The following is a 20,932-nucleotide window of genomic DNA, read 5'->3' on the forward strand; positions in this document are numbered from 1 at the left end:
GTGCGAAGTGGCTAGGATTGCATTCCGCATCCCCTCTATTTTGAAATCGCTTACATTTTAACTTGCGCAGGTGTGGAAAGACATGTCTTTTTTATTGATGGGCTTGTGTTTTGTTAAGGAAAACATGCGGGAACAAGCCCTTGTTCCAATCGCGCGCTGCATGGTTGCAAATTTTAAGCGCCCCCGTCGATGCCGGAAGCGCTTTTGCTTTATCCGGAAGAGGTGCCGGCATAAGTTTACAAATCCCTATACCGTGCCGCTAGCCTCCTCTTATTCATACAGCCAGCCCAAGGACTCCGCAAAATCCTTCAGTTTGTCCGGCTGCAGCGTATAATAGTGCCTCTTTCCCTCCCTGCATTCTTTGATGTAGCCCGCTTCCTTGAGCTCCTTCAAATGGTAGGACAGTTTGGACGGCGATACGTCCTCCAGTTTAAGCTGCAAATCCGCAGGACACACGGCAGCAGGCTCAAACGTGCAGACAGGCGACTGGTAATCCGGCTGCCTGCCCTCTTTGATCATCACCAAAACCTTCATCCGAATCGGGTCGCTAAGTGCTTTGGCCGCTTTGGCCATATCATTTTCATAATTGGGTCTCATGGAAAATATTATACGCTTCCCTTATTGACAATTCAACTTTTCTTGAAATATAATCATTTCAAAATATTTTGAAACGAGGTGCTTTTTAATGCCCCCACGAGATTTATCCTCCACAGTTTCAAGGGGTAAGAATACTGCCGCTGCCCACTCTGCTACCAAACCGGATGCGTCAAGGAAAGCCTTGGGCTGGAGCCTGGCGATCCTTGCGTTTGCCCAGTTGATCTACTCCCTGGACATTAATATCGTGTTCGTCGCGCTTCCCGAAGTGGGCCATGCACTGGGCTTTTCGAAGCAATCCCTTCAGTGGGTGGTCAGCGCCTATACGATTTTTTGCGGCGGTTTCCTCCTTCTTGGCGGCCGCGCCTCGGACCGGCTCGGGCAAAAAAGGATGTTCGTCTCCGCGCTGCTTCTGTTTGCGCTGGCTTCTCTGCTCGGAGGGCTGGCTTGGAATCCGCTCGTCATCATCATGGCCAGGGCGCTCCAAGGCATTGGAGCCGCGTTTCTTTTTCCGGCTACCTTGTCGCTCATCAATCGGCTGTATGAAGAAGGCCCCCGGAGAAACCGTGCCCTCGCGGTGTGGGGCGGGGCCGGGGCCAGCGGGCTGACCCTCGGTTCCCTTCTCGGCGGGATTCTAACGAATGCCATCGGATGGGAAGCCGTTTTCTTCGTCAACGTGCTCTTCGCCGGCGGCGCAGCCCTTGCGGCCCTCTTCGTGATTCCGCGGGACTCCGCCCGATCGGGAAGAAGCCGCTTCGATCTCCCCGGTGCGCTAACCTTTACCGCTGCCGCGACCCTTCTCGTTTATGTTCTCGTGCAGGGACCGGAGTCGGGATGGGGTTCGGTCAGCATTTTGGTATGCGCCGTCATATCCCTTCTGTTGTTTCTCGCTTTTGTACGGATCGAAATCCGTACCGCGGATCCGCTCATGCCGCTGCATCTCCTTCGGAGACGCAGCCTTGTCACAGGCATGATCATAACCTTTCTTTACATGGGCACATTCGGCGCGATCCCTTATTTCCTGACGGTTCTGTTCCAAAATGTGCATCAATTCAACGCCCTGCAAACCGGTCTGGCATTTATCGTGCCTTCGCTTTCCATCGCCCTCGGAACCCAATGGGGCGAAAGGCTTGCCACCCGTTTCGGCATGCGCAGCACGCTCCTGAGCGGCTTCCTGATCGGCATTGCGGGTACTGCCCTCCTCCCGCTGGGGGCGGGTGTCGACTCCGGCTACTTGCTGATCGTTCCCGGCTTGATCATTTCCGGTGTCGGCCAGGGCGTCGTATGGACCGGCATGTGGATCGCCGCTTCCACCGGCGTGGCCCATTCGGAGCAAGGAGTAGCCTCGGGCATGGCCACAACCACGCTGAATATCGGCAACGCGATCGGGATGGCCTTCCTGATCTTCATCGCCAATTCCGGCATTGACGGGCAAACCGGCAGCGCGCTGCTGGCCGCGCAGGCTTCCGGTGTCCAAACCGCCTTGTATTTGGCCGCCGCAGGATTGATTGTCGGGGGAGTTGCCGCCTTGTTCCTTCCGCGAAAGAAAACAAATCCATGATGAACAAACGAAAGGCTGCCCATGGGCAGCCTTTCAAGAGGTATTAAAGCACGAGACCGCCTTCCGGCGCTAATTCTACGGGTTCTGCTTGTCGGTAGCCTCAGGGAATACCCCCTAGGTCATCGAGCGGGCTTTTTCCTGCGGACCCGGCTGCCGATTTATGTACGTTTATCCGGCTTCGGCAAAGCGGCTTTGGCCGTTTTGGCCGCGCCTTGTTGAGCCTTTTTAGCAGCATACCGTCTTAAGTCCTCCGGCGTGACAAAATCGGTGTAAAATCCGTAAACGCCCTTCGCCTTATACTTGTCCATCGCTTCGGGGCTATTGATCGTATGGACGAAACTCCGCTTGCCCAACTGTTTCAGGCCGCTTAGAAATCCGGAGGTCGCCCGCCATTCGGGCATCGTGACGGCCGTAACTTTCGGGCGGCTTTTGACGTACTGCAACACTTTTTGGTTCGAATCGGCCGTCTGGTACAACGTATAGATGTAAGACTCGAACGGAAAGACGCGCTCGATGACCTCGTACATTTTTTCGTTATAAATTTGCGGGATGATCCGCTTCAATATATACGGGTCTTCATTCAGCAGCTCTACGATTTGATTGAACTGGGCGGTCACCGTATCCGGATCCGTGCTTTTCGTGTCGGTCACAAAATAGGCGTCCGGATACTCGTGCATAATATCGACGATATCGCCAAACGTCAGCAGATGGTATTGATCGAACATCGTTAACGACCTCATCCGGTCAAGCGGAAGCGGCCCTCCGGTCATGTCTGCCGAAACCGGTTGTCCAAGCGATTGAAAAGCATAAAGGGACCAGTCATGCCGCCCGACCAGGCAGCCGTCCGACGTAAACTGCAGATCGATTTCAAAAACGCGCTGTCCTTTTTCGTAATTCGTGACAAAAGCCTCGTAGGAATTGGTGTACGGCTTCTGGTCGATCCCGCCGAGCGCGTGGGCAACCAGCCGGTAATCCGTCCATCCGGCCGCGGACGCGGAAGAGCCCAGGGACAGCATGCAGGCGGCCAGCAGCGGGGGCAATGCGGCAAACCATTTTTTCATGTCAACCTCCAAGATCTCGGCATCACGTTATTACGGGGCACCCTTTTCAACGCTTACCGTTTTCGTTCTGGCCGGATCGTACACGTCCTTGTCGGCATAGGGGCTTTCCAATACGGCTTTCACATATTCCCCTGCCCGGTACTCCTCCGCGTTTTTGACTTTCACTTCAAATCCGCTGACGTGCAGCATGTTCCTGTCGGCATCGACGCTATCGATCCGGCCCTCCACCTCAAAACGATGAGGATGATGGCACCCGGCTGCCAGGACGCCGAGCAGGATCAACGAAACCAACCACGCGGCTTTCATGGACTTGTCGTTCCCTTCCCTAAAAAAGCCTTTTACATATAAAACAGTTTAGAGCGGAAAAGGTTGCGGGCATGTGCGGATTTTTCGGAGCCTTCAGCATTCGAACACACAACAAAAAGGACCGGCTAAGCCGGCCCTTTGCACATGCTTTTTTTATCCTTCGGAACCTTCCCCGCTAAGCTGCCAGGTAATGCCGAATTTATCGCGAACCATGCCGTAGGACGGGCTCCAGAACGTTTCCTGCAGCTCCATGAGAACTTGTCCGCCGCCCGAAAGTCCGTTATAAATCGATTGCAGGCGCTCCAAATCCTTCGTCATCAAAGCGATGGTCAATTGGTCCCCCTGCTTGTAAGGGTTCCCTGGAAACGTGTCGGAGAACAGCAGCATCTGACCGTCGAATTCAAGCGCGGCATGCAGGACGCGGTCCTTCGCTTCCTCGGGCACCGGATGTCCGAGATCCGGCTGATCGCCAAAACGTTGAACGCCTAAGTTGTTGGCGCCCAGCACCTTTTCATAAAACGATACCGCTTCGGCGCATTGTCCGTCCAATACGATATACGGCGCGACTTTTAAGCTCATATTCCTTGTCCTCCCTTATCATGATTCGTTTTTAACATGAGTTACCTTCCTCATTATATCCCGCTTTTTCCGCGAAGATAAGGCGAACAGACAAGCATTTGCAAAAAATCACTTCGGCCGTTCCAAAGAAAACGTCTCTCCCAGCTTCGCATAATCGCTGCCGGCCAAACGGCTGACAGGCCTTAAGACATCCGCCAGAATCCGGCCGCGATCCAGCACGACGTCATCGACATGAAAGCGGACGACGCGCCCGATCAGCAGATCTGCAGCCGGGGAATCCGGCGTCCCTCCCAGCGGTATGGCCCGTTCAAGCACGCACTCCATGCGTATTTTCGCTTCGGCAATGCCCGGGACGCTTACGCTTTCGCTCGGAACCGCCGTCAGTCCGGCAAGCTCCAGCTCGCTTTCGTTCGGCGGCAGGCTCGCCGCGGTAACGTTGAGCTTCTCTACCGAACATTCGTCCCCGATATGCACCACAAACTCGCCTTCGCGAATCGCATGGCTTGCCGTATCTTTCGGGATGCCTTGCTTTCTCTGAACCGACACGGATATCATAGGCGGATCGGCCGTCACGATGTTGAAGTAACTGAACGGCGCCGCATTGACCTTGCCGTTGCCGGCAAGCGTCGTCACCCAAGCCACGGGTCTTGGAATGATGCTGCCGGTCAGCAGCTTGTAATTGTCGCGTTCGCTTTGGCTTAGCGGATCGACGGACACCATCATCGGCGTTCCACCCCCGGTATCTCGCGGACTTCAAACGGCGTCAGCTTGGCTTCGATTTCTTCCCGCCGCGGCTCAAACCATGCCGGCAGCATCAGTTTTTCGCCCAAACGGTCCGGTTCTTCGTCGCGCGCAAATCCCGGCGGATCGGTCGCAATTTCGAACTGGATGCCGCCTTCCTCGCGGAAATAGAGGGCGTTGAAGTATTGACGGTCGACGATCTCCGTCGTTTGGAAGCCATGCTCCAGCACATGCTCCCTCCACTCGGCGTGCTCCCGGTCGTCTTTCGCGCGCCAGGCGATATGATGCACCGTGCCCGCGCCTCCCGTTCCGCGCTCGACCGGATGGGCAAGGACGTCGACGGTATTGCCGAGCTCCCCGAACGACCGGAACCGGATGTATGCCCCATCCTGCCCGACTCTGTCCAGGCCCATCACCTGCTGCAGCAGGTGGGACGTCCGTCCAGGATCCAGGCTGTACAAAACCGCGCCGCCGAAACCTTTAATCGCCCGCCCGGCAGGAATGCCGCCAAAGCTCCACGTGCTCAAAGGACCGGCCTCCCGCTCCACGATTTCCAGCTGCAGCCCGTCCCCGTCCCGGAAAGCGAGGTATGTCTCCGAAAATCTCGCCGTTTTCTCGTACGAAATGCCGTACGCCGCCAATCTCTCTTCCCAGAAAGCAAGCGCTCCGGCAGGAACGGCAAACGTCGTGACGCCAACCTGCCCGCCGCCGACGCGTCCTTGGCGGGAACGGGGCCATGGGAAAAACGTGATGATTGTACCCGGAGTGCCCTGTTCATCCCCCAAATACAAGTGATACACCTCCGGCGCATCGAAATTGACGGTTTGCTTGACCAAACGCAGCCCCAGTACGCCTGCATAAAAATCGACCGTTTTCTGCGGATCCCTTACAAACGCGGTAATGTGGTGAATGCCTGCGGTTTTCATGTTCATCGTCCTCTCTAAAATCCAATTTTCTTAAAATTAAGATATGAGATCGAATACGTACTGTTAAAATCGTAAATTCAAATTATTTATCTTGATATAAAGATATTGTAAATTGAATTAGTTGTCAATACGTAAAATCGAACCCGAGATCCAAACGACGGTGGCGCAAAAACCCTCCCGATTTTAATAAGAAGAAAAAACGGCCGGAGCTTTCGCTCCAGCCGCGTTTCCGTGTGCTTCATTCCAGCCGCATTCCAGCCACGGCACATTCGCGGGTATCCGGGTGCCGTTTCATCCGCCTGAAGGCGAATCCGCTTTGACTCGACTACGGTTTACTTTACATGGCCCGTACGCGTATTGCTCAGTTCGCTTTCATTGTGCAATCGGGTTACCGCCGCGACGGCATAAGTATACTCCTGGCCCGGAACGGCGCTGAGATCCGTAAACGTTTGCTTCACCCCATCGACTCTGCGCACGGTGGCGATCAGCTGCGAAGTATCGTCGGGATCGATGGAACCTTTGCCGGTGACGCGGTATATCGCGTAATAAGCAGGTTTTTGTTTCCCGTTGTCCTTCCAGTCGACTTCAATCGTACCTTTTTTGCCTTTGACATTGAGCAGCTTCGGCGCGACCGGCGTTTCGTCCGGCAGCCACGGCATGGCGGGAATCAGCGCGGGACGGGAATACATCGCCGCGACGGCGTCCCTTACACCCAGCGGATTGGCAAGCAAATGGGACGTGCTGAACATGATATTGCCCGAAACGTCTCCGCCTTGATCGTTATTGTATCTTAGCTGCGTCGGCAGCTGATCGGGATTCGTCCAGTTGCTTTCGCCGACCCGGTATGCCGCCTGGCCGATATATAACTGTACGGGATGTTTGCCGGAATTGTCGTTTTCCCCGTTGATTTCTTTGGTCCACCAATCGATCAGCTTTTCGTAAGCAGCCGCCGGATTTCCGAAATGCCAATAAATTTGCGGCGCCAGGTAATCCACCCAGCCGTTTTTCATCCATGTTCTCGTATCGGCATACAAGTCGTCGTAATTTTGCAGGCCGTTCGTGTCCGATCCGGTCGGGTCCGTGCCTTTATTGCGCCAGATGCCGAACGGGCTGATGCCGAATTTGACGTAACCTTTTGCGCTCTTGATGGCCGTGTGCAGTCCTTCGACAATGCGGTTGACGTTGTCCCTGCGCCAGTCGGCCAAAGACAGGGTGCCTCCGCCGTTTTTGTAGTCGCTAAACTGCTTGCTGTCGTCAAAAGGCTCGCTTCCCGGATACGGATAAAAATAATCATCCATATGGATGCCGTCGACGTCGTATTTTTCGACGATTTCCCGGACTCCGCCAATGATGTATTCCTGCGCTTCAGGAACGGCGGGATTAAAGTACATCTTGCCGCCGTTTTTCACGACCCAGTCCGGATGGAGCCGGGCCGGATGGTTGGCCGCGAGCAGAGCGGGGTTGTCGTGCATGCTGATCCGGTACGGGTTGATCCACGCGTGGAATTCGAGATTCCGTTTATGCGCTTCTTCGATCATGAACTGGAGCGGGTCATACCCGTCGCTTGGCGCTTTGCCTTGCTCTCCCGTCAGCCAATGCGACCATGGGAAGTATTCGGACGGGAAAAAGGAATCGCTTGTCGGGCGGACCTGCACGAAAACCGCGTTGATTCCCGTTTGCTTCAACTCGTCGAGCAGCTTCACGAAATCCTGTCTCTGCTGCGCGGGATCAAACACGTTTTTGGTCGGCCAGTCGATGTTCTCCACCGTGGAAATCCACGCGCCGCGCAGCTCGCGCTTCGGATGGGCGGCCGGATTCGTGACGATCAGCAGCTGCTGGGCTTTTTTGCCGCCGACTTCGGCCGTAATCGTGGTCGTTCCCGGCGCCTTGGCCGTCATTTGGCCGGTCACCGGATCGATCGCCGCCACGCTTTCGTTCGTGCTGCCGAACGTGATCCCTTCCGTAATTTCCTTTTTGCCTTCAACCTTGTAATCCCCGTACACTTTGGCTGCTGGCGCTTCTTCTCCGATCGTCACGGAAAATACGTTTGCGATTTCGATGCTTTTCAGCTCCCCTGCTTTCACCTGAACCCTGTAGCTCGCTTCGTGACCTTCATATTTGGCGCTCACCTCGGTTTCACCTACCTGCAAAGCATGAATCTGCCGCCCGGTGATTTCGGCGACGCTGCTGCCGGGTTCGACCTCGAACCTTGCTGCCGCCGACACATCGACCGGCTCTCCCCCGCCGTAAACGGCAAATGCCTTCAGATCCGCCGTCTCCGTCAGCACGAGCGAAAGCGGTCCTTCAATGAACAACCGGTCCGGCACGACGGGATCCGAAGATACGGCCAGCCGATATACGGCATTGTATTGATTCAGGTACGTGGCCGTCAAAGTGGTTTCCCCTGGCGCCAGCGCACGGATCGTTCCGTTTGCGTCAATCGTTGCCACCGATTCGTCGCTGCTTGCGAACGTCACGCTGCCGCTTTCGGCCGGCTGCGGAGCCGCGTCGCCTTTACGGGTGACCAGGATGCCGGCCGACGCCGAATCCCCGGCTTTGAGCGGTTTGACTCCCGACCATTCCACGGCAAAAACATCCGTGTTTTCATACACGGCGCTGATTTGGTCCACATAGAGCGTTCCCGCGCTTTTAGTGCCGGTCTCTACCAAATAAATGTAGTTGAGCTTGACCGGATAACTTTCGGACGGAATGTTTGCCGTGACGTAACGCCAGCCGTTCAACACTTCGCTGCTGAGCGTAAAGTCAAGCGTAAACTGTTTTCCCAGACTGTCCTGCACCTGGCCGCGAATCCAATGTTTCTTATCTTCGCCGTACACCCAAAATCCGATTTTTTTCGGTTTGCCCGGAATATCGCGGCCGTCTTTTCCGTCGGGATTTTTGAATCGTATGTAAGCCGCGGAAGTGCCTTCGTTGTTCGTAAAATCGTATTCCAGCCGTCCTGCCGAAAGGCCGTACCGTACGGGAAACGGACGCTGCACCTGGTCCAGCGCGGCCGAGTTCGCCCTTACGGAAGTGACCCGGACGTCATCGATCCGTTCAAAATCCTCAAACACTTGGGACCATCCGGTTTCTGCCGTCGCCTGCGCCGGCGCCACGACGTTCACTTCCACCTCTGCGGCGAGGCCGTTGTACACCGCTTCGACGACGCCGTGCGCCGGCTGATTCCCCGCCGTGAGCGTCGAGCCGTCGAGGGTGCCGATGCCGGGTACGCTGTCCGTTTTGATGCTCCAAGCCACCTCCGACTGCGGGATGTCCGTCCCGGTTCCGTCCGCTCCGTATCCTTTCGCAACCAGGGCAACGGACGCATTCGTCTCAATCGTCATCGGACCCGGTGAAATTTCGAGGCGCGCGGCCTCCATGTTTCGGTTATCGCCCGTATGTTCCTTCATGCCTCGTTCTCCCGTGCTATGTTCATTGACGGCGTTGGCAGAGCCAGCCCTGTCCTCGGCAAGGCCTTCTTCCGCGATGTTTCCTGCGGCAACGTTGTTTTCAATGACCTGATGCCCGGCTGTTTCCCCGTTGTCTGCTTCCCCGTGCACGGATGCCGGAACAGAGGTTATGAATGCGCTTACAATTAAACTTGCGGCAAGCATCCCGCAAAACGTTCTGCCAAACCATGATCCCTGGTGGTTCATCCTTGCTTTCTCCTCCCATAAGTGAAGTTTTCCAGCGAATGACAAGCGCCCGAATCCTTTTCGGCGATCCACCCCCGATCTATTTGAAAATATGTTTTAATTATATAGTGCATTATAAAATTTTACTACAAAAAATGATTTTAAAATTTGATGTTTTTTTCAAAGAAATATGTCGAGGAAATCCATTTCAAAGACACAACAATTCGAGTGAATTTGACGTTTTATTGACATGATGTTGATTAGTGTTGTTAAATAGAATGAAGCCATGCCATGGAGGTAGGACATGTCGAAAAAGCTGGATCCGCGCGTAGCCAGAACACGCCAAATGTTAAGGGACGCGCTTGTCGAATTGATTCATGAAGAAGGATACGAAAAAATTACCGTTCAGGACATCACGAAACGCGCAGGCTTGAACCGCGCCACATTTTACCTGCATTACCGCGACAAACTCGACCTGCTGAGCCAAAGTTGCGAGGAAATTTTGCATGACCTGGTTGAAAGCATGAACGCGTCTTTAGCGGGAACCGAGCCCTTTGATTTTATGAGCGGCCAACCCCACGATACGTTTATCCATCTGTTTGAGCAAATATCGTTCAACAGCCGTTTATATAAAGTGTTTTTGACCGAAAAAAACATGTCGCATTTCACTTCGCGCCTGATGGAACTCATGATCGATTTTGTGGCCAAAGGGATGAAAAATTTGCAGCCCGACGACGAAAAGCTGGCCGTAAACCGGGATATTGCCGTAAGGTATTTTGCCGCCGCCTTTTTGGGGGTCATCACGTGGTGGCTTGAAAAAGACATGCCTTACACCCCGAAGTTCATGGCAACGCAGCTCATGCGGATCGGTACCCGCGGCCCGTACATCGAAGACCCGTTCGTCAAATAACCTGTGCAGGCTCCTTGAAGATCCTCACGACGCACTAAAGGCGATTCTTACTCCCATAGGGAATAAGGACCGCCTTTTTATGAATTGGCGAATTGCCTCAAATCAATTAATGCGCCGTATATCCGCCATCAATGACAAGCTCGGAACCCGTTACGAAGGAAGACTCGTCCGACGCCAGGAATAATACGCCGTACGCCACATCCTCCGCCTGCCCCCAACGAGGGAGAAGGGTTGCGGCTTTCAGCGGCGCGCTGTAATGATCGTCTGCCAAAATATCCTTGGTCATGGCCGTTTCGATGACGCCGGGATGCACGGAGTTCACGCGGATGTTTTCTCTCGAAAACTCGACCGCGGACGCCTTCGTAAAGAGACGGACCGCGCCTTTGGATGCCGGATAAGCATTGGCCGCTCCCGTACCCACGATGCCCGCCATGGAAGAAATGTTGATGATCGAGCCGCCGCCCGCTTTGCGCATTTCCGGCACCACCATTTGCGTTCCGAGGAATACGCTGGTCGCGTTGATGTCCATCACCTTTTTCCATTGGTCAAGCGTCGTATTCAGCAGCGGCGTTGCCGGCGCCACGCCCGCGTTGTTCACCAGAACATCCACCTTTCCAAAAGCTTCGACCGTTTTTTCGATGACGTTTTTCCAATCTTCTTCGCTCACGACGTTATGTTTGACGGCGATCGCTTCGCCTCCCGCCGCTTTAATTTCGGCGATAACCGCTTGCAGCGCCTCCTCGTTGATATCCGTCGCTGCCACCTTTGCCCCTTCTTTGGCAAACAGCTTGGCTTCCACGGCGCCTTGCCCGGAAGCGGCCCCCGTAATAATCGCTACTTTTTCGTCCAAACGCCCCATATGTTTTTGCCTCCTTATCAGAATAAAAGCAACAACTCAAAAGAATCATAATGAACATTTCATTGACAACAAGTCGTTTTATCGACATTATGTCGCAATTCCATTATAGTAGCTCCAAATAAAATGGCAACCGACAGTTTCTTTGTTTCTGACGATTTATGGACACTTCGCAAAGGAATGTCGCAAATACGATGAAAGTAATACATGTCGAAGGAAAATGTCGATTAGGCAGGCGCACGAAAAAAGCCGGCATTTCGCCGGCCGCTCAATTTGATCGATTCCTTGTTTCAATATGCCGCTTCATTCCCCGTTTTTCCCTGATACCGGTGCGCGTGCGGAATTCTCCCGTTTACGGTCGTATATCCTTCGAAAAGATGGTAATGTCCTCCTCCCGGCAGCGGAACCGCGGGTCCCGTCGTTCCTCTGATCACGTGCGCATGCTGATCGTCCACCGTCGTTTCCACGTAATAGTTATGGACATGCTGCACGCCGCTTGGATCCGGGTCCGTTTTCCCCGCATAGCGGTGATAGTGCCCGACGTCGACGGACGTCTCCCCCGCAAACGGATGCACATGCATTCGGACCGGCCTCCCGTCCCAGGACGTAATAAAAAGACTGTGCGAATGCCCTGAGCCGTCATCCGAGTGAACCATAAACCCCGTGATCGGAACCTCCATGAAACCACCCTACACCTTAAAATTGGCATGACAGCAGATGGGACAGCCTCCGTTCCGCAAGCGCCGGAGATTGCCCGCATAATAAAGCTGAATACCTCAATATATGTCGATGGCTTGTTCCGGCATTCCATCTTTTCCAAAGGGAATTTTCCAGCCCGGCATCTTTCAGAAAAAAGAAAAAGGACCGTCCCCCCGCAGCTTTGCTGAGGGGACAATCCCTTGGTGGATAGGGTCTTTACGTTGACGGATTACGTCGTAATGAATCCGCTGAACGCGATCGGTCCGATGACCGTTGCGCTCGTGCCGGGCGTCAGGTTTTCAATCGAAAGCGTATAATCATGAACGCCTGGCGCTACGTTGGCATCGGTGAATTGGACGGGAATGAGGTAATATCTCTCAAATCCGGCCTCGAAGCCTTGCCGAGCATAGTAGATGACATTCGTACCCCGGAAGATACGCAACAATACGCTTCCCGTCCCCGTATCTCCGCGGATGCCGACCACGGCTTTCAGATCCACGAAATTCGGAACGCCTGGAACCGTTAATTGGAAATGCGCAATCCCCACGCCTGCCGGAGTGATCGGGATCGGAATGGAAACACCGTCGGTCACCGGCGTCGGCACGCTTGCGTTATAAGCGATCAGTTGCTGAGTCATTGCTCTATCAACTCCTTTCGAAAGATAGTTCATTCTATGTCGGAGTGATAGAGTTGGTATGGACAAGACAACCGATGCATTTATATCATTTTTTGATAGAATCCTCCCGCTTTCCCTGCTCTGCGGTCTGGCTCCCCCGCTTCATTCCCTGCCATCGCTTATCCGTCGACAGATGCATCCCCAGCTGATCCACCGTTCGGACCACAATGTGCGTGATCATATCGTCCATGGTGGCCGGATGGTTATAAAATGCCGGGACGGGCGGCATAATCGTCGTTCCCATTCGGGATAACGCCAGCATATGTTCGAGATGGATATCGTTCAGCGGCGTTTCGCGCACCAGGAGGATCAGCTTTTTCCGCTCCTTCAAGATGACGTCCGCCGCCCGGGTCAGCAAATTGTCGCTTAAGCCCATTCGGATCGAAGCCAATGTCTTCATGCTGCACGGCGCCACGATCATTCCATCCACCTGGAACGAGCCGCTGGAAATGGCCGCTCCCAAATCCTTGTATCCGTAGACCGCATCCGCAAGCTTTTCCACTTCTTTGGACGTATAGGAGGTTTCATACTGAATGTTTGCCGCCGCCCAGGGCGAAATGACCGCGTGCGTTTCAACGCCGGCCTCTCTTAACGTTTGAAGCAATCGGATCCCGAAAATGGCCCCCGTCGCCCCGGACATTCCCACAATGATTTTCATTTTACGTTCCCGGCCTTTTCAAATATGTCCCGGACGCGTCTTTGCATTTCTTCCGGGTAACCCGAAAACGAGGCTTGAAGCGGCGCATAGCCCGCAGGCCACTCATCCGAAGACAGGCAGTTATATACGATTTTCGTCGTTGCGGCTTTCTTCTTCTCGCTCTGATCCAGGTAAGCCACAAGCGGCAATACAGGCTGATCCGGAAAAACAATGGCTTTGTCCGGATGGCTGCGGGTGGCCAAGGCCCATACCACCTGTTCGATCCGGCTTGGATCGATATCGTCGCCCACGACGATTACCTTCGGAATGTACGACCCTCCGCGGCAGGCAAACACCGCTTCGCCGATGCTTCGGGCCAGTTCGTGCCGATCGGCGCATTCCGCGGCGGAGTCTACCGTTACGACAAGCCAATGGACGGCAGACTCAAAGGGAATAAAACAGCGCCGAACAGGCAATCGATGCCGTCGCAGTTCATGTTGAATGCTTGCGGCGATCGCAACGCCCCAATTCGTGTGATTCTCTTCCGGGGGCATGCCCGCGGCCACGACCGGCATGATCGGATCATGGCGGTGCGTCATCGCCGTCACATGGAAACACGGAACTTCCTTTTGGTGCCCCACCCAGGTATATCCTGCGTATTCCCCCATAGGGCCTTCGGGGACCGTTTCATCCAAAGACACAAAACCTTCGATCACGATTTCGCTGTTCGCCGGAACCGTCAGGTCATGGCTTTCGCAGCGGACGACGTCAAGCGGCTTACCGTACCATCCGCCTAACATTTCGGCCTCATTGGTATCGTCAGGCAGTGGATATCCCGCAATCATCGCGATTCCCGGGTCCACCCCGAGGCAAAGGGCATAAGGCATCTGCTGCCCCAGCGCCTTCCATTGCCCGTATATTTTGCCGATATGCTGGGAGGGCACGATGACGCCGGCCATCGTCCGTTTGCCGTGCAGCATGACCCTGGTGATCGACCAGTTGACCCAGGAACCGTCCGGGCTGCGTACGATCAAGATGCCGTATGTGTTAATGTAACGGCCGCCGTCGCCTACATGCAGGTACGGAACCGGAAGACTCGTCAAATCGATGTCGTCCCCGAAAAGCTTATTTTCCTTGCAAGCCGCATCCTCCACTTCCTGCGGAGGCACCGGCGTCACTTCAGGAAGGCAGGACCATGCTTCGACCAGCTCCGTCATTCCCGTTTCCGCCGGAAGTCCGAGCGAAAGCGCGATTCGCAAAAAGGGATGACGTTTACCCGGGCTCAGCCCTACCGGCGCTCCCAGCACCCGAAACCCGGAAGCATTGTCCTTGATGTTGCAAAATAGCGGCGCGGGGGCCGGCAATTCATAGGCATACCGGATCATGGCCCCCATTTCCAAATTCCAATCCACTTCCTGGTCGACCGTGAACACATCTCCAAACCGTTTCAATGCATCGATATATTCCCGAAAACTCATATAAGATTTCTTGATGGCTTCCATCGGCTTAAACCTCCTGCGTACTCTAAAATAATCTGCATGAAAAGTTTACACCCGCCACTTTTTATATGTAAAATATATATTAATGTTGGTTAACATATAAAAAATATATTGTTAGAAGAGGAAACAGCATGGATTTAAAAAAACTGTTATATTTCGTGACCATCGTCGAAGAAGGACAAATTACCCGTGCCGCGCAGCGGCTGCATATCGCCCAGCCCCCGCTCAGCCTCCAGCTTCGATCCTTAGAGGAAGAATTGGGCGTAACCTTGATCGACCGCGGGAACAAAAAGTTCGAAATCACCCCGACCGGGTGGACGTTGTACAAACGCGCGAAAGAGGTGCTGCATTCGATTGACGGCATGGTCGCGGAAATCCAGGAACAACATAAAGGGATGAGGGGCAAGCTTTCCATAGGCACGGTCATGTCCTGCGTTCCTTACTTGCCTTCCGTCATTAAGCAGTTTCAGGAGGCCTATCCGCTGGTTTCCTTTCAGCTGTGGGAAGACGATTCTTACCGGGTAGAGCAGCTGCTGCAGAACAAGACGATTGAACTTGGCCTGGTTCGGCTTCCGCTGCAATCCGAGTTGGCCGCCCAAACCCCTGACGTAGCGATTCACCGCTTACAGACGGAACCGTTAGTGGCCGTCCCGCCGAGCGGCTGGGAACCGTTCCAGGCAAGCAGCGTTTCTTTGGCGGAGTTATGCCGCCATCCCCTGCTGATCCTGCGGGGTCAAGGGGACTACGGCGTGTACCACCGGTTTACGGATGCTTGCAAAATCGAAGGGACCGAACCGAATATCGTTTGCGAGAGCCCGGACGTGTCCACGCTGATGCTTCTCGCCGAATCCGGCATCGGCATCGCGGTCGTTCCCCGATCGGCTTTGCTGCTCCGGCGGGAGCCGGTTCCTTACGCCGAAATCGCTCCGCTGATCGCATCCGATACCGCCATCATTACTTTGAAGGACCCCTATCTCTCTAAGGCGGCCCGAAATTTCAAGCAACTGCTCATTGAATCCATCGCGAGCAGCCGTTTCAACCGCTAGATATCCAAACCAGGCGCATCCAAAAAGACCTTCCGCATGAAGCTGCGAAAGGTCTTTCTTTAAGTTGCTTTTTTGGCTAGGGTCTTAAGACTCCAAAATATTCTGCACGCGCCCCACCGTTCCGTCGGTGAGCTTTACCTTGATCCCTCTGGGATGGTTGGGGGAATTCGTCAGCAGCCTTTGGACGACGCCCTGCGTGCGTTTGCCTGTGCGCTGGTCCTCTTTTTTGACGACTTCCACGGCCATTCCCGGTTTGATGTTCGCCCGGATCATATGCGGTTCCACGTTTATATCACTGCCCTCTCTGTCTCATATCAACCTGCGTAGTATTACCTTCCATCATAGCACAAATGCAATCGGTTGTTCATTTCGGGTACAATAGAGACAAATCGACTGATGGAGGCTTCATGGACATGGAAGAAGAACAAAAGCTACAGGCCATTCCGGCCGAAGATGAACAAGGCAATTTCAAGCTGCTCGATGTCGGACGCATTCTTTCGATATCATCCGAAATCGAAGGCGATGAGGACAGCGCCGCAATCTTTCATTACGAGGACGGCAAAACGTATAAATACGTTCACAGCGAAAAAGCCATGAAGCAATTCGGCGAATGGATTCAAAAAGGGGAAAACCGCATCTAAAACAAGCAAAGCCGCCATAATGGCGGCTTGATCATTTTAAAGCGACGAAAATACTTAACGCGGTTTCGAGTCCTTCGCCGCCAATAAAATCAAACGTCTGGACAAACTAAAGATGGAGGTGAGGAGGAGAAGCACTTGGGTTTGCAGCAAAATATGGTTGCCCCCCGGCTCTTCGCGTTGCGTCTTTTTTTTCTTCTTTTTTGCCATCGGTCCTGCACCTCGCTTCAGCCTTGAATGTTTCATTGCCGCCGCTCCCATCTTATTCAAAAGGGCATTTCGGTAACAGCCCAGATCCAAGGGCTGCCGTCTGTTTTATTGTATGCAGATCCAATCGAAGCGTTGCCTGGACCGTGACATTTGGAATTCGAATCGAAACGAACGCTCCCAAAAAATGAAAAAGGCTCCCGTACGGGAGCCTTTAAAACACTTGTATTACAGGCTTTTAGGGCCTTTTATTACATCATGCCGCCCATGCCGCCCATGTCAGGCATAGCTGGTTTTTCCGGTTCAGGCTTGTCGGCGATGACCGCTTCGGTAGTCAGGAACATAGCCGCTACGGAAGCTGCGTTTTGCAGAGCGGAACGCGTTACTTTCGCAGGGTCGACGATACCGGCTTCGAACATGTTCACCCACTCGTCGGTAGCGGCGTTGTAACCTACGCCCACTTTTTCTTTTTTCAGGCGTTCCACGATGACGGAACCTTCTTGGCCTGCGTTAGCGGCAATCGTGCGGATTGGCTCTTCCAGAGCGCGAAGCACGATGTTGACGCCTGTTTTTTCGTCGCCGGTCACGTCAACGGCAGCCACAGCGTTGTATACGTTCACGAGGGCCGTACCGCCGCCGGAAACGATACCTTCTTCAACCGCAGCGCGGGTTGCGTTCAGGGCGTCTTCGATGCGCAGTTTGCGCTCTTTCAGTTCGGTTTCGGTTGCAGCGCCGACTTTGATGACTGCTACGCCGCCAGCCAGTTTAGCCAGACGTTCTTGCAGTTTTTCTTTGTCGAACTCGGAAGTGGTTTCTTCCAGCTGCGCACGGATTTGGTTCACGCGAGCGTTGATGTCGGCTTTGTCGCCGGCTCCGTCCACGATCGTCGTGTTTTCTTTCGTTACGCGCACTTGGCGTGCATTACCCAATTGCTCGATCGTAGCGCTCTTCAGGTCGAGACCGAGTTTTTCGGTGATCACTTGGCCGCCGGTCAGGGCAGCGATATCCTGCAGCATCGCTTCGCGGCGGTCGCCGAATCCAGGAGCTTTGACGGCAACGGCGTTGAACGTTCCGCGCAGTTTGTTTACGACCAGCATCGCTTGAGCTTCGCCTTCGATGTCTTCGGCGATGATTACAAGCGGTCTGGCTTGTTGAACGATTTTTTCAAGCAGCGGCAAGATTTCTTGCGTTGTGGAGATTTTTTTGTCCGTGATCAGGATGTATGGATTGTCGAGAACGGCTTCCATTTTGTCCGTGTCGGTGATCATGTATGGAGATACATAACCGCGGTCGAACTGCATGCCTTCCACGACTTCCATTTCGGTGTTGAATCCGCGGGATTCTTCGACCGTGATGACGCCGTCCTTGCCCACTTTTTCCATCGCTTCGGCGATCAGTTTGCCCACTTCGTCGTCGGCAGCGGAGATTGCGGCAACTTGAGCGATTTTTTGGTTGTCGTTCACCGGAGTCGCGATGTTTTTCAGTTCGGTTACGGCCGCTTTCACCGCTTTGTCGATCCCTTTGCGAACGACCATAGGGTTAGCGCCTGCCGTTACGTTTTTCAGGCCTTCGCGGATCATCGCTTGAGCCAGAACCGTTGCAGTCGTCGTACCGTCGCCGGCAACGTCGTTCGTTTTGGTAGCTACTTCTTTAACGAGCTGGGCGCCCATGTTTTCAAAAGCGTCTTCCAGTTCGATTTCTTTTGCGATCGTCACGCCGTCATTGGTAATGAGCGGGCTTCCGAATTTTTTCTCGAGAACGACGTTGCGGCCTTTAGGTCCGAGCGTCACTTTTACGGCATTCGCCAAAGCGTCTACCCCACGCAGCATCGCGCGGCGCGCGTCTTCACTGAAACGGATATCTTTTGCCATGTTGATAAAAACCTCCCACAAATATATTGTTGTATTTCGATATTGCTATGTTCAGGCCGTTAGCCTACGATTGCATGAATGTCGCTTTCTTTCATAATCAGATATTCTTTACCTTCGTATTTGATTTCCGTTCCGGCATATTTGGAGAACAGAACGCGGTCGCCTTCTTTAACTTCCAAAGGAACGCGCACTCCGTCTTTCACCGCTCCGCCGCCGACAGCGATAATTTTGCCTTCTTGCGGCTTTTCTTTTGCGGAGTCCGGAAGGACAATCCCGAATGAAGTCGTTTCCTCTTGTGCGATCGGTTCTACCAATACGCGGTCACCTAAAGGTTTGATCATGAAAAATAGCCTCCTTGTTAATATGTTGTGTTTCTGTAACGGCGTTGTTGTCGGTATGTATTAGCACTCGACAACGTCTAGTGCTAACAACCACTTTTATGATACTCAACTTGAGCGCAGATTTCAAGTCCTCTGGATTGATTTTTCAAAGAAACCCGCACTTTTTCAAACCGCCTCCGGCAAGCTTGTCCAGAGCCTGTCCAAAGCGTTTTCAGGGCATACTCCATCATTCTATCCACCGGATTTGAAAATATGCCGGAAAGCGAAAACAACATTCAGAAAAAGGCAGCCTCCGTTTCCAAAGATTCAAGAAACAAAAAAAGAGCCTGCTTCCCTTGCGGGGAAGAACGCTCTTTATGTTCCTGCGGATTTCGGCAATCGGTTATTCCGGGTCGCCTTCCTCCTGCTTGTACCGCGCTTCGATGGCTTCGTCGGCCGCAAGCTGCTTCCGGTAGACCACGGATGACAAATACACGCTGAATTCGTACAAAAGGAGCAGCGGGATCGTCACGAGAAAATCGGAGATCAAATCCGGCGGCGTGATGACCACGGCGATGAACACCAGCGCAAAATAGGACACCTTCCGCATCTTGCGCAGCCTGCGCGGGTTCAATATTCTCAGCTTGGTCAGAAACATCACGATCAGCGGCAGCTCAAACAGCAGGGCGATCGGCACCACCAGCGTAAACATGAAATTGAAATATTGGGAAATGCCGTACGTTTCGGTCAGTCCCATATTTTTGGTGATGGTCGTCGTAAAGCCCAGCGCCATCGGAAACACCACGTAATAACCAAAGGCAATGCCGGCCAAAAACAATATAAAGACGTACGGAACGTAACGCAGCGCGGCTTTGCGCTCGATTTCCCTAAGGCCGGGGCTGACGAACGCCCACAGCTGGTAGGCCGTAAACGGGATGGTCAGGACAAGCGCCACCACCATGGCGATTTTCATGTACATGCCGATGCCGTCCCAGAACGCAAATGCATGAAGCTGAAAATTCTTCGCCGAGTCCACGCTGACCAGATATTGGTAAATAGGGTTGGCGCAAACGAGGCCGATGACAAGGCCGAGCAAAAGAACGGCCAAAACGTAAATGATCCGCCTGCGCAGCTCCCCGAGATGTTCGACAATCGACATTTCTTCCTGTTTATCAGACATACGGTCACCGTCCTATCTCTTCTGCCTGCGGACAAAACAAAATCCCTCCCCGCACGGAAGGGATTCCAAAGTCCTCTTTCCTAAACCTATTCCGGAAGACGTTTGTTGTCTGTTGTGCTTTGGGAAGTTGCCGGAGCAGCCGCTTGCTCTTCGTTAGAAGCAGCAGCCAGCGGTTTGGCTTTTTCGTTTTTGCTTGAAGACTCGTCATCCTCTGCAATAATATCGCGGGCACCGTCTTTGAATTCCCGGAAAGTGCGTCCCACGGCTCGTCCGAGCTCAGGAAGCTTGTTCGGCCCGAATAACAGCAAGGCCAAAATCACCAGCAATATAATTCCCGGCACGCCAATACCGTTCAGCATTTCGAATTCTCCTCTCTGTCCTCTATCAATAAAACATCACGACGTCAAATTCGGACATAATTCTGCCACAAAGACATCATACCATAACTCAAATCTCAACAATATCAAATAAGTGTGACAATTTTGGAAATAGCATGCGGGAGGTTTACTGACGGAATTGCCCCGTCACCATCAGCAGCGCCTCCGGCAGCTGGTCCATGATCGCCGCCAAATTTTCATGCACGCCTTTCGGCGTTCCCGGCAAATTCACGATCAGCGTCCGGCCGCGAATGCCCACGATGCCTCTGAACAGCATGGCCGCCCGGTTCTTCTGCATGACCGTTGCCCGCATCGCTTCCGCCATGCCCGGCACTTCGCGTTCAATGACCCGTCTTGTCGCTTCCGGGGTGACGTCGCGGATGGCCAGTTCCGTTCCCCCCGTCGTCAGCACCAAATCCGCCTGAAAATAATCTGTGAGTTCAATGAGCGATGCGATAATCTCATCCTGTTCGTCGGGGACGATGCGGTACTCCACAATCTCCCCGCCGAGTTCCTCCTCCACCAGCTCCCGGATGACCTGGGCGCTAGTATCTTCGCGCTCACCTCTTGAGCCTTTGTCGCTTGCCGTCAAGATCGCCGTTTTCCACACCAT

General features: G+C 53.7%; 23 protein-coding genes. 4 read left to right on the plus strand and 19 right to left on the minus strand.

The features are described 5' to 3' along the window. Positions 1-270 precede the first annotated feature (270 nt). Positions 271-597: a metalloregulator ArsR/SmtB family transcription factor gene (locus MKY58_RS22775; RefSeq protein ID WP_197070098.1), complete on the minus strand. Its 327-nt coding sequence runs from the start codon at positions 595-597 to the stop codon at positions 271-273. Positions 598-778: 181 nt separating this feature from the next. On the opposite strand from MKY58_RS22775, the gene MKY58_RS22780 reads away from it, so the two are divergent. Continuing rightward, positions 779-2,155 carry an MFS transporter gene (locus MKY58_RS22780; protein ID WP_339322239.1) on the plus strand — a complete coding sequence of 459 codons (1,377 nt, stop codon included), beginning with the start codon at positions 779-781 and terminating at the stop codon, positions 2,153-2,155. Between the two features lie 158 nt (positions 2,156-2,313). Here MKY58_RS22780 and MKY58_RS22785 read toward each other — a convergent pair whose 3' ends face one another. The 6 genes from MKY58_RS22785 to MKY58_RS22810 all read right to left on the minus strand — a co-directional run bounded on the left by MKY58_RS22785 (position 2,314) and on the right by MKY58_RS22810 (position 9,424). Then, a complete protein-coding gene (locus MKY58_RS22785; protein WP_339322240.1) occupies positions 2,314-3,216 on the minus strand; it encodes a phosphatidylinositol-specific phospholipase C/glycerophosphodiester phosphodiesterase family protein in 903 nt (300 codons plus the stop codon). Positions 3,217-3,246: 30 nt separating this feature from the next. Continuing rightward, positions 3,247-3,522 (minus strand): hypothetical protein, encoded by a 276-nt coding sequence (locus MKY58_RS22790; protein ID WP_339322241.1) that lies wholly within the window; start codon positions 3,520-3,522, stop codon positions 3,247-3,249. 153 nt (positions 3,523-3,675) lie between these two features. Continuing rightward, positions 3,676-4,101, minus strand: a complete 426-nt coding sequence (locus MKY58_RS22795; RefSeq protein WP_339322242.1) for a VOC family protein — start codon at positions 4,099-4,101, stop codon at positions 3,676-3,678. Positions 4,102-4,209: 108 nt separating this feature from the next. Beyond that, positions 4,210-4,821, minus strand: a complete 612-nt coding sequence (locus MKY58_RS22800) for a flavin reductase family protein (protein ID WP_339325231.1) — start codon at positions 4,819-4,821, stop codon at positions 4,210-4,212. After that, complete coding sequence (locus tag MKY58_RS22805) at positions 4,821-5,774, minus strand: ring-cleaving dioxygenase (RefSeq protein ID WP_339322243.1); 954 nt, start codon at positions 5,772-5,774, stop codon at positions 4,821-4,823. Before MKY58_RS22805 ends, MKY58_RS22800 begins: the two co-directional genes overlap by 1 nt. 326 nt (positions 5,775-6,100) lie before the next feature. Beyond that, a complete protein-coding gene (locus tag MKY58_RS22810; protein WP_339322244.1) occupies positions 6,101-9,424 on the minus strand; it encodes a family 10 glycosylhydrolase in 3,324 nt (1,107 codons plus the stop codon). 283 nt (positions 9,425-9,707) lie between these two features. Here MKY58_RS22810 and MKY58_RS22815 point away from each other — a divergent pair, with 283 nt between their 5' ends. Next, positions 9,708-10,313, plus strand: a complete 606-nt coding sequence (locus MKY58_RS22815) for a TetR/AcrR family transcriptional regulator (protein WP_339322245.1) — start codon at positions 9,708-9,710, stop codon at positions 10,311-10,313. Positions 10,314-10,419: 106 nt separating this feature from the next. Here MKY58_RS22815 and MKY58_RS22820 read toward each other — a convergent pair whose 3' ends face one another. The 5 genes from MKY58_RS22820 to MKY58_RS22840 all read right to left on the minus strand — a co-directional run bounded on the left by MKY58_RS22820 (position 10,420) and on the right by MKY58_RS22840 (position 14,683). Next, positions 10,420-11,172 carry a glucose 1-dehydrogenase gene (locus tag MKY58_RS22820; protein ID WP_339322246.1) on the minus strand — a complete coding sequence of 251 codons (753 nt, stop codon included), beginning with the start codon at positions 11,170-11,172 and terminating at the stop codon, positions 10,420-10,422. A gap of 287 nt (positions 11,173-11,459) precedes the next feature. Then, positions 11,460-11,849 carry a YmaF family protein gene (locus MKY58_RS22825; protein WP_339322247.1) on the minus strand — a complete coding sequence of 130 codons (390 nt, stop codon included), beginning with the start codon at positions 11,847-11,849 and terminating at the stop codon, positions 11,460-11,462. A 248-nt stretch (positions 11,850-12,097) separates the two neighbouring features. Then, positions 12,098-12,505, minus strand: a complete 408-nt coding sequence (locus tag MKY58_RS22830) for an exosporium protein C (protein ID WP_212950252.1) — start codon at positions 12,503-12,505, stop codon at positions 12,098-12,100. Between the two features lie 85 nt (positions 12,506-12,590). Continuing rightward, the gene (locus MKY58_RS22835) at positions 12,591-13,202 is read right to left on the minus strand and encodes a flavin prenyltransferase UbiX (protein ID WP_036709164.1); all 612 of its coding nucleotides are present in this window, start codon (positions 13,200-13,202) and stop codon (positions 12,591-12,593) included. Then, positions 13,199-14,683, minus strand: coding sequence for a UbiD family decarboxylase (locus MKY58_RS22840; RefSeq protein WP_339322248.1), 1,485 nt, complete (start codon positions 14,681-14,683; stop codon positions 13,199-13,201). Before MKY58_RS22840 ends, MKY58_RS22835 begins: the two co-directional genes overlap by 4 nt. Positions 14,684-14,811: 128 nt before the next feature. Here MKY58_RS22840 and MKY58_RS22845 point away from each other — a divergent pair, with 128 nt between their 5' ends. After that, positions 14,812-15,726: a LysR family transcriptional regulator gene (locus MKY58_RS22845; protein ID WP_339322249.1), complete on the plus strand. Its 915-nt coding sequence runs from the start codon at positions 14,812-14,814 to the stop codon at positions 15,724-15,726. A gap of 84 nt (positions 15,727-15,810) precedes the next feature. Here MKY58_RS22845 and MKY58_RS22850 read toward each other — a convergent pair whose 3' ends face one another. Next, complete coding sequence (locus tag MKY58_RS22850) at positions 15,811-15,999, minus strand: YwbE family protein (RefSeq protein ID WP_212950282.1); 189 nt, start codon at positions 15,997-15,999, stop codon at positions 15,811-15,813. 140 nt (positions 16,000-16,139) lie between these two features. Here MKY58_RS22850 and MKY58_RS22855 point away from each other — a divergent pair, with 140 nt between their 5' ends. After that, the gene (locus MKY58_RS22855) at positions 16,140-16,367 is read left to right on the plus strand and encodes a hypothetical protein (RefSeq protein ID WP_036709159.1); all 228 of its coding nucleotides are present in this window, start codon (positions 16,140-16,142) and stop codon (positions 16,365-16,367) included. A 54-nt stretch (positions 16,368-16,421) separates the two neighbouring features. Here the strand turns inward: MKY58_RS22855 and MKY58_RS22860 are convergent, their stop codons facing one another. The 6 genes from MKY58_RS22860 to MKY58_RS22885 form a co-directional block, all read right to left on the minus strand. After that, the gene (locus MKY58_RS22860) at positions 16,422-16,574 is read right to left on the minus strand and encodes a hypothetical protein (protein WP_212950249.1); all 153 of its coding nucleotides are present in this window, start codon (positions 16,572-16,574) and stop codon (positions 16,422-16,424) included. Between the two features lie 248 nt (positions 16,575-16,822). Continuing rightward, a complete protein-coding gene (groL, locus tag MKY58_RS22865) occupies positions 16,823-18,442 on the minus strand; it encodes a chaperonin GroEL (RefSeq protein ID WP_339322250.1) in 1,620 nt (539 codons plus the stop codon). A gap of 59 nt (positions 18,443-18,501) precedes the next feature. After that, positions 18,502-18,783: a co-chaperone GroES gene (groES, locus tag MKY58_RS22870; RefSeq protein WP_036709147.1), complete on the minus strand. Its 282-nt coding sequence runs from the start codon at positions 18,781-18,783 to the stop codon at positions 18,502-18,504. Positions 18,784-19,165: 382 nt separating this feature from the next. Further along, a complete protein-coding gene (gene tatC / locus MKY58_RS22875; protein ID WP_339322251.1) occupies positions 19,166-19,942 on the minus strand; it encodes a twin-arginine translocase subunit TatC in 777 nt (258 codons plus the stop codon). A gap of 86 nt (positions 19,943-20,028) precedes the next feature. Continuing rightward, on the minus strand, positions 20,029-20,298 hold the full coding sequence (locus MKY58_RS22880; protein WP_339325232.1) for a twin-arginine translocase TatA/TatE family subunit: 270 nt from the start codon (positions 20,296-20,298) through the stop codon (positions 20,029-20,031). Between the two features lie 148 nt (positions 20,299-20,446). Beyond that, the gene (locus MKY58_RS22885) at positions 20,447-20,932 is read right to left on the minus strand and encodes a MogA/MoaB family molybdenum cofactor biosynthesis protein (RefSeq protein ID WP_036709137.1); all 486 of its coding nucleotides are present in this window, start codon (positions 20,930-20,932) and stop codon (positions 20,447-20,449) included.

Source organism: Paenibacillus sp. FSL W8-0194 (assembly GCF_037969745.1).
GTDB lineage: Bacteria > Bacillota > Bacilli > Paenibacillales > Paenibacillaceae > Paenibacillus_AQ > Paenibacillus_AQ cookii.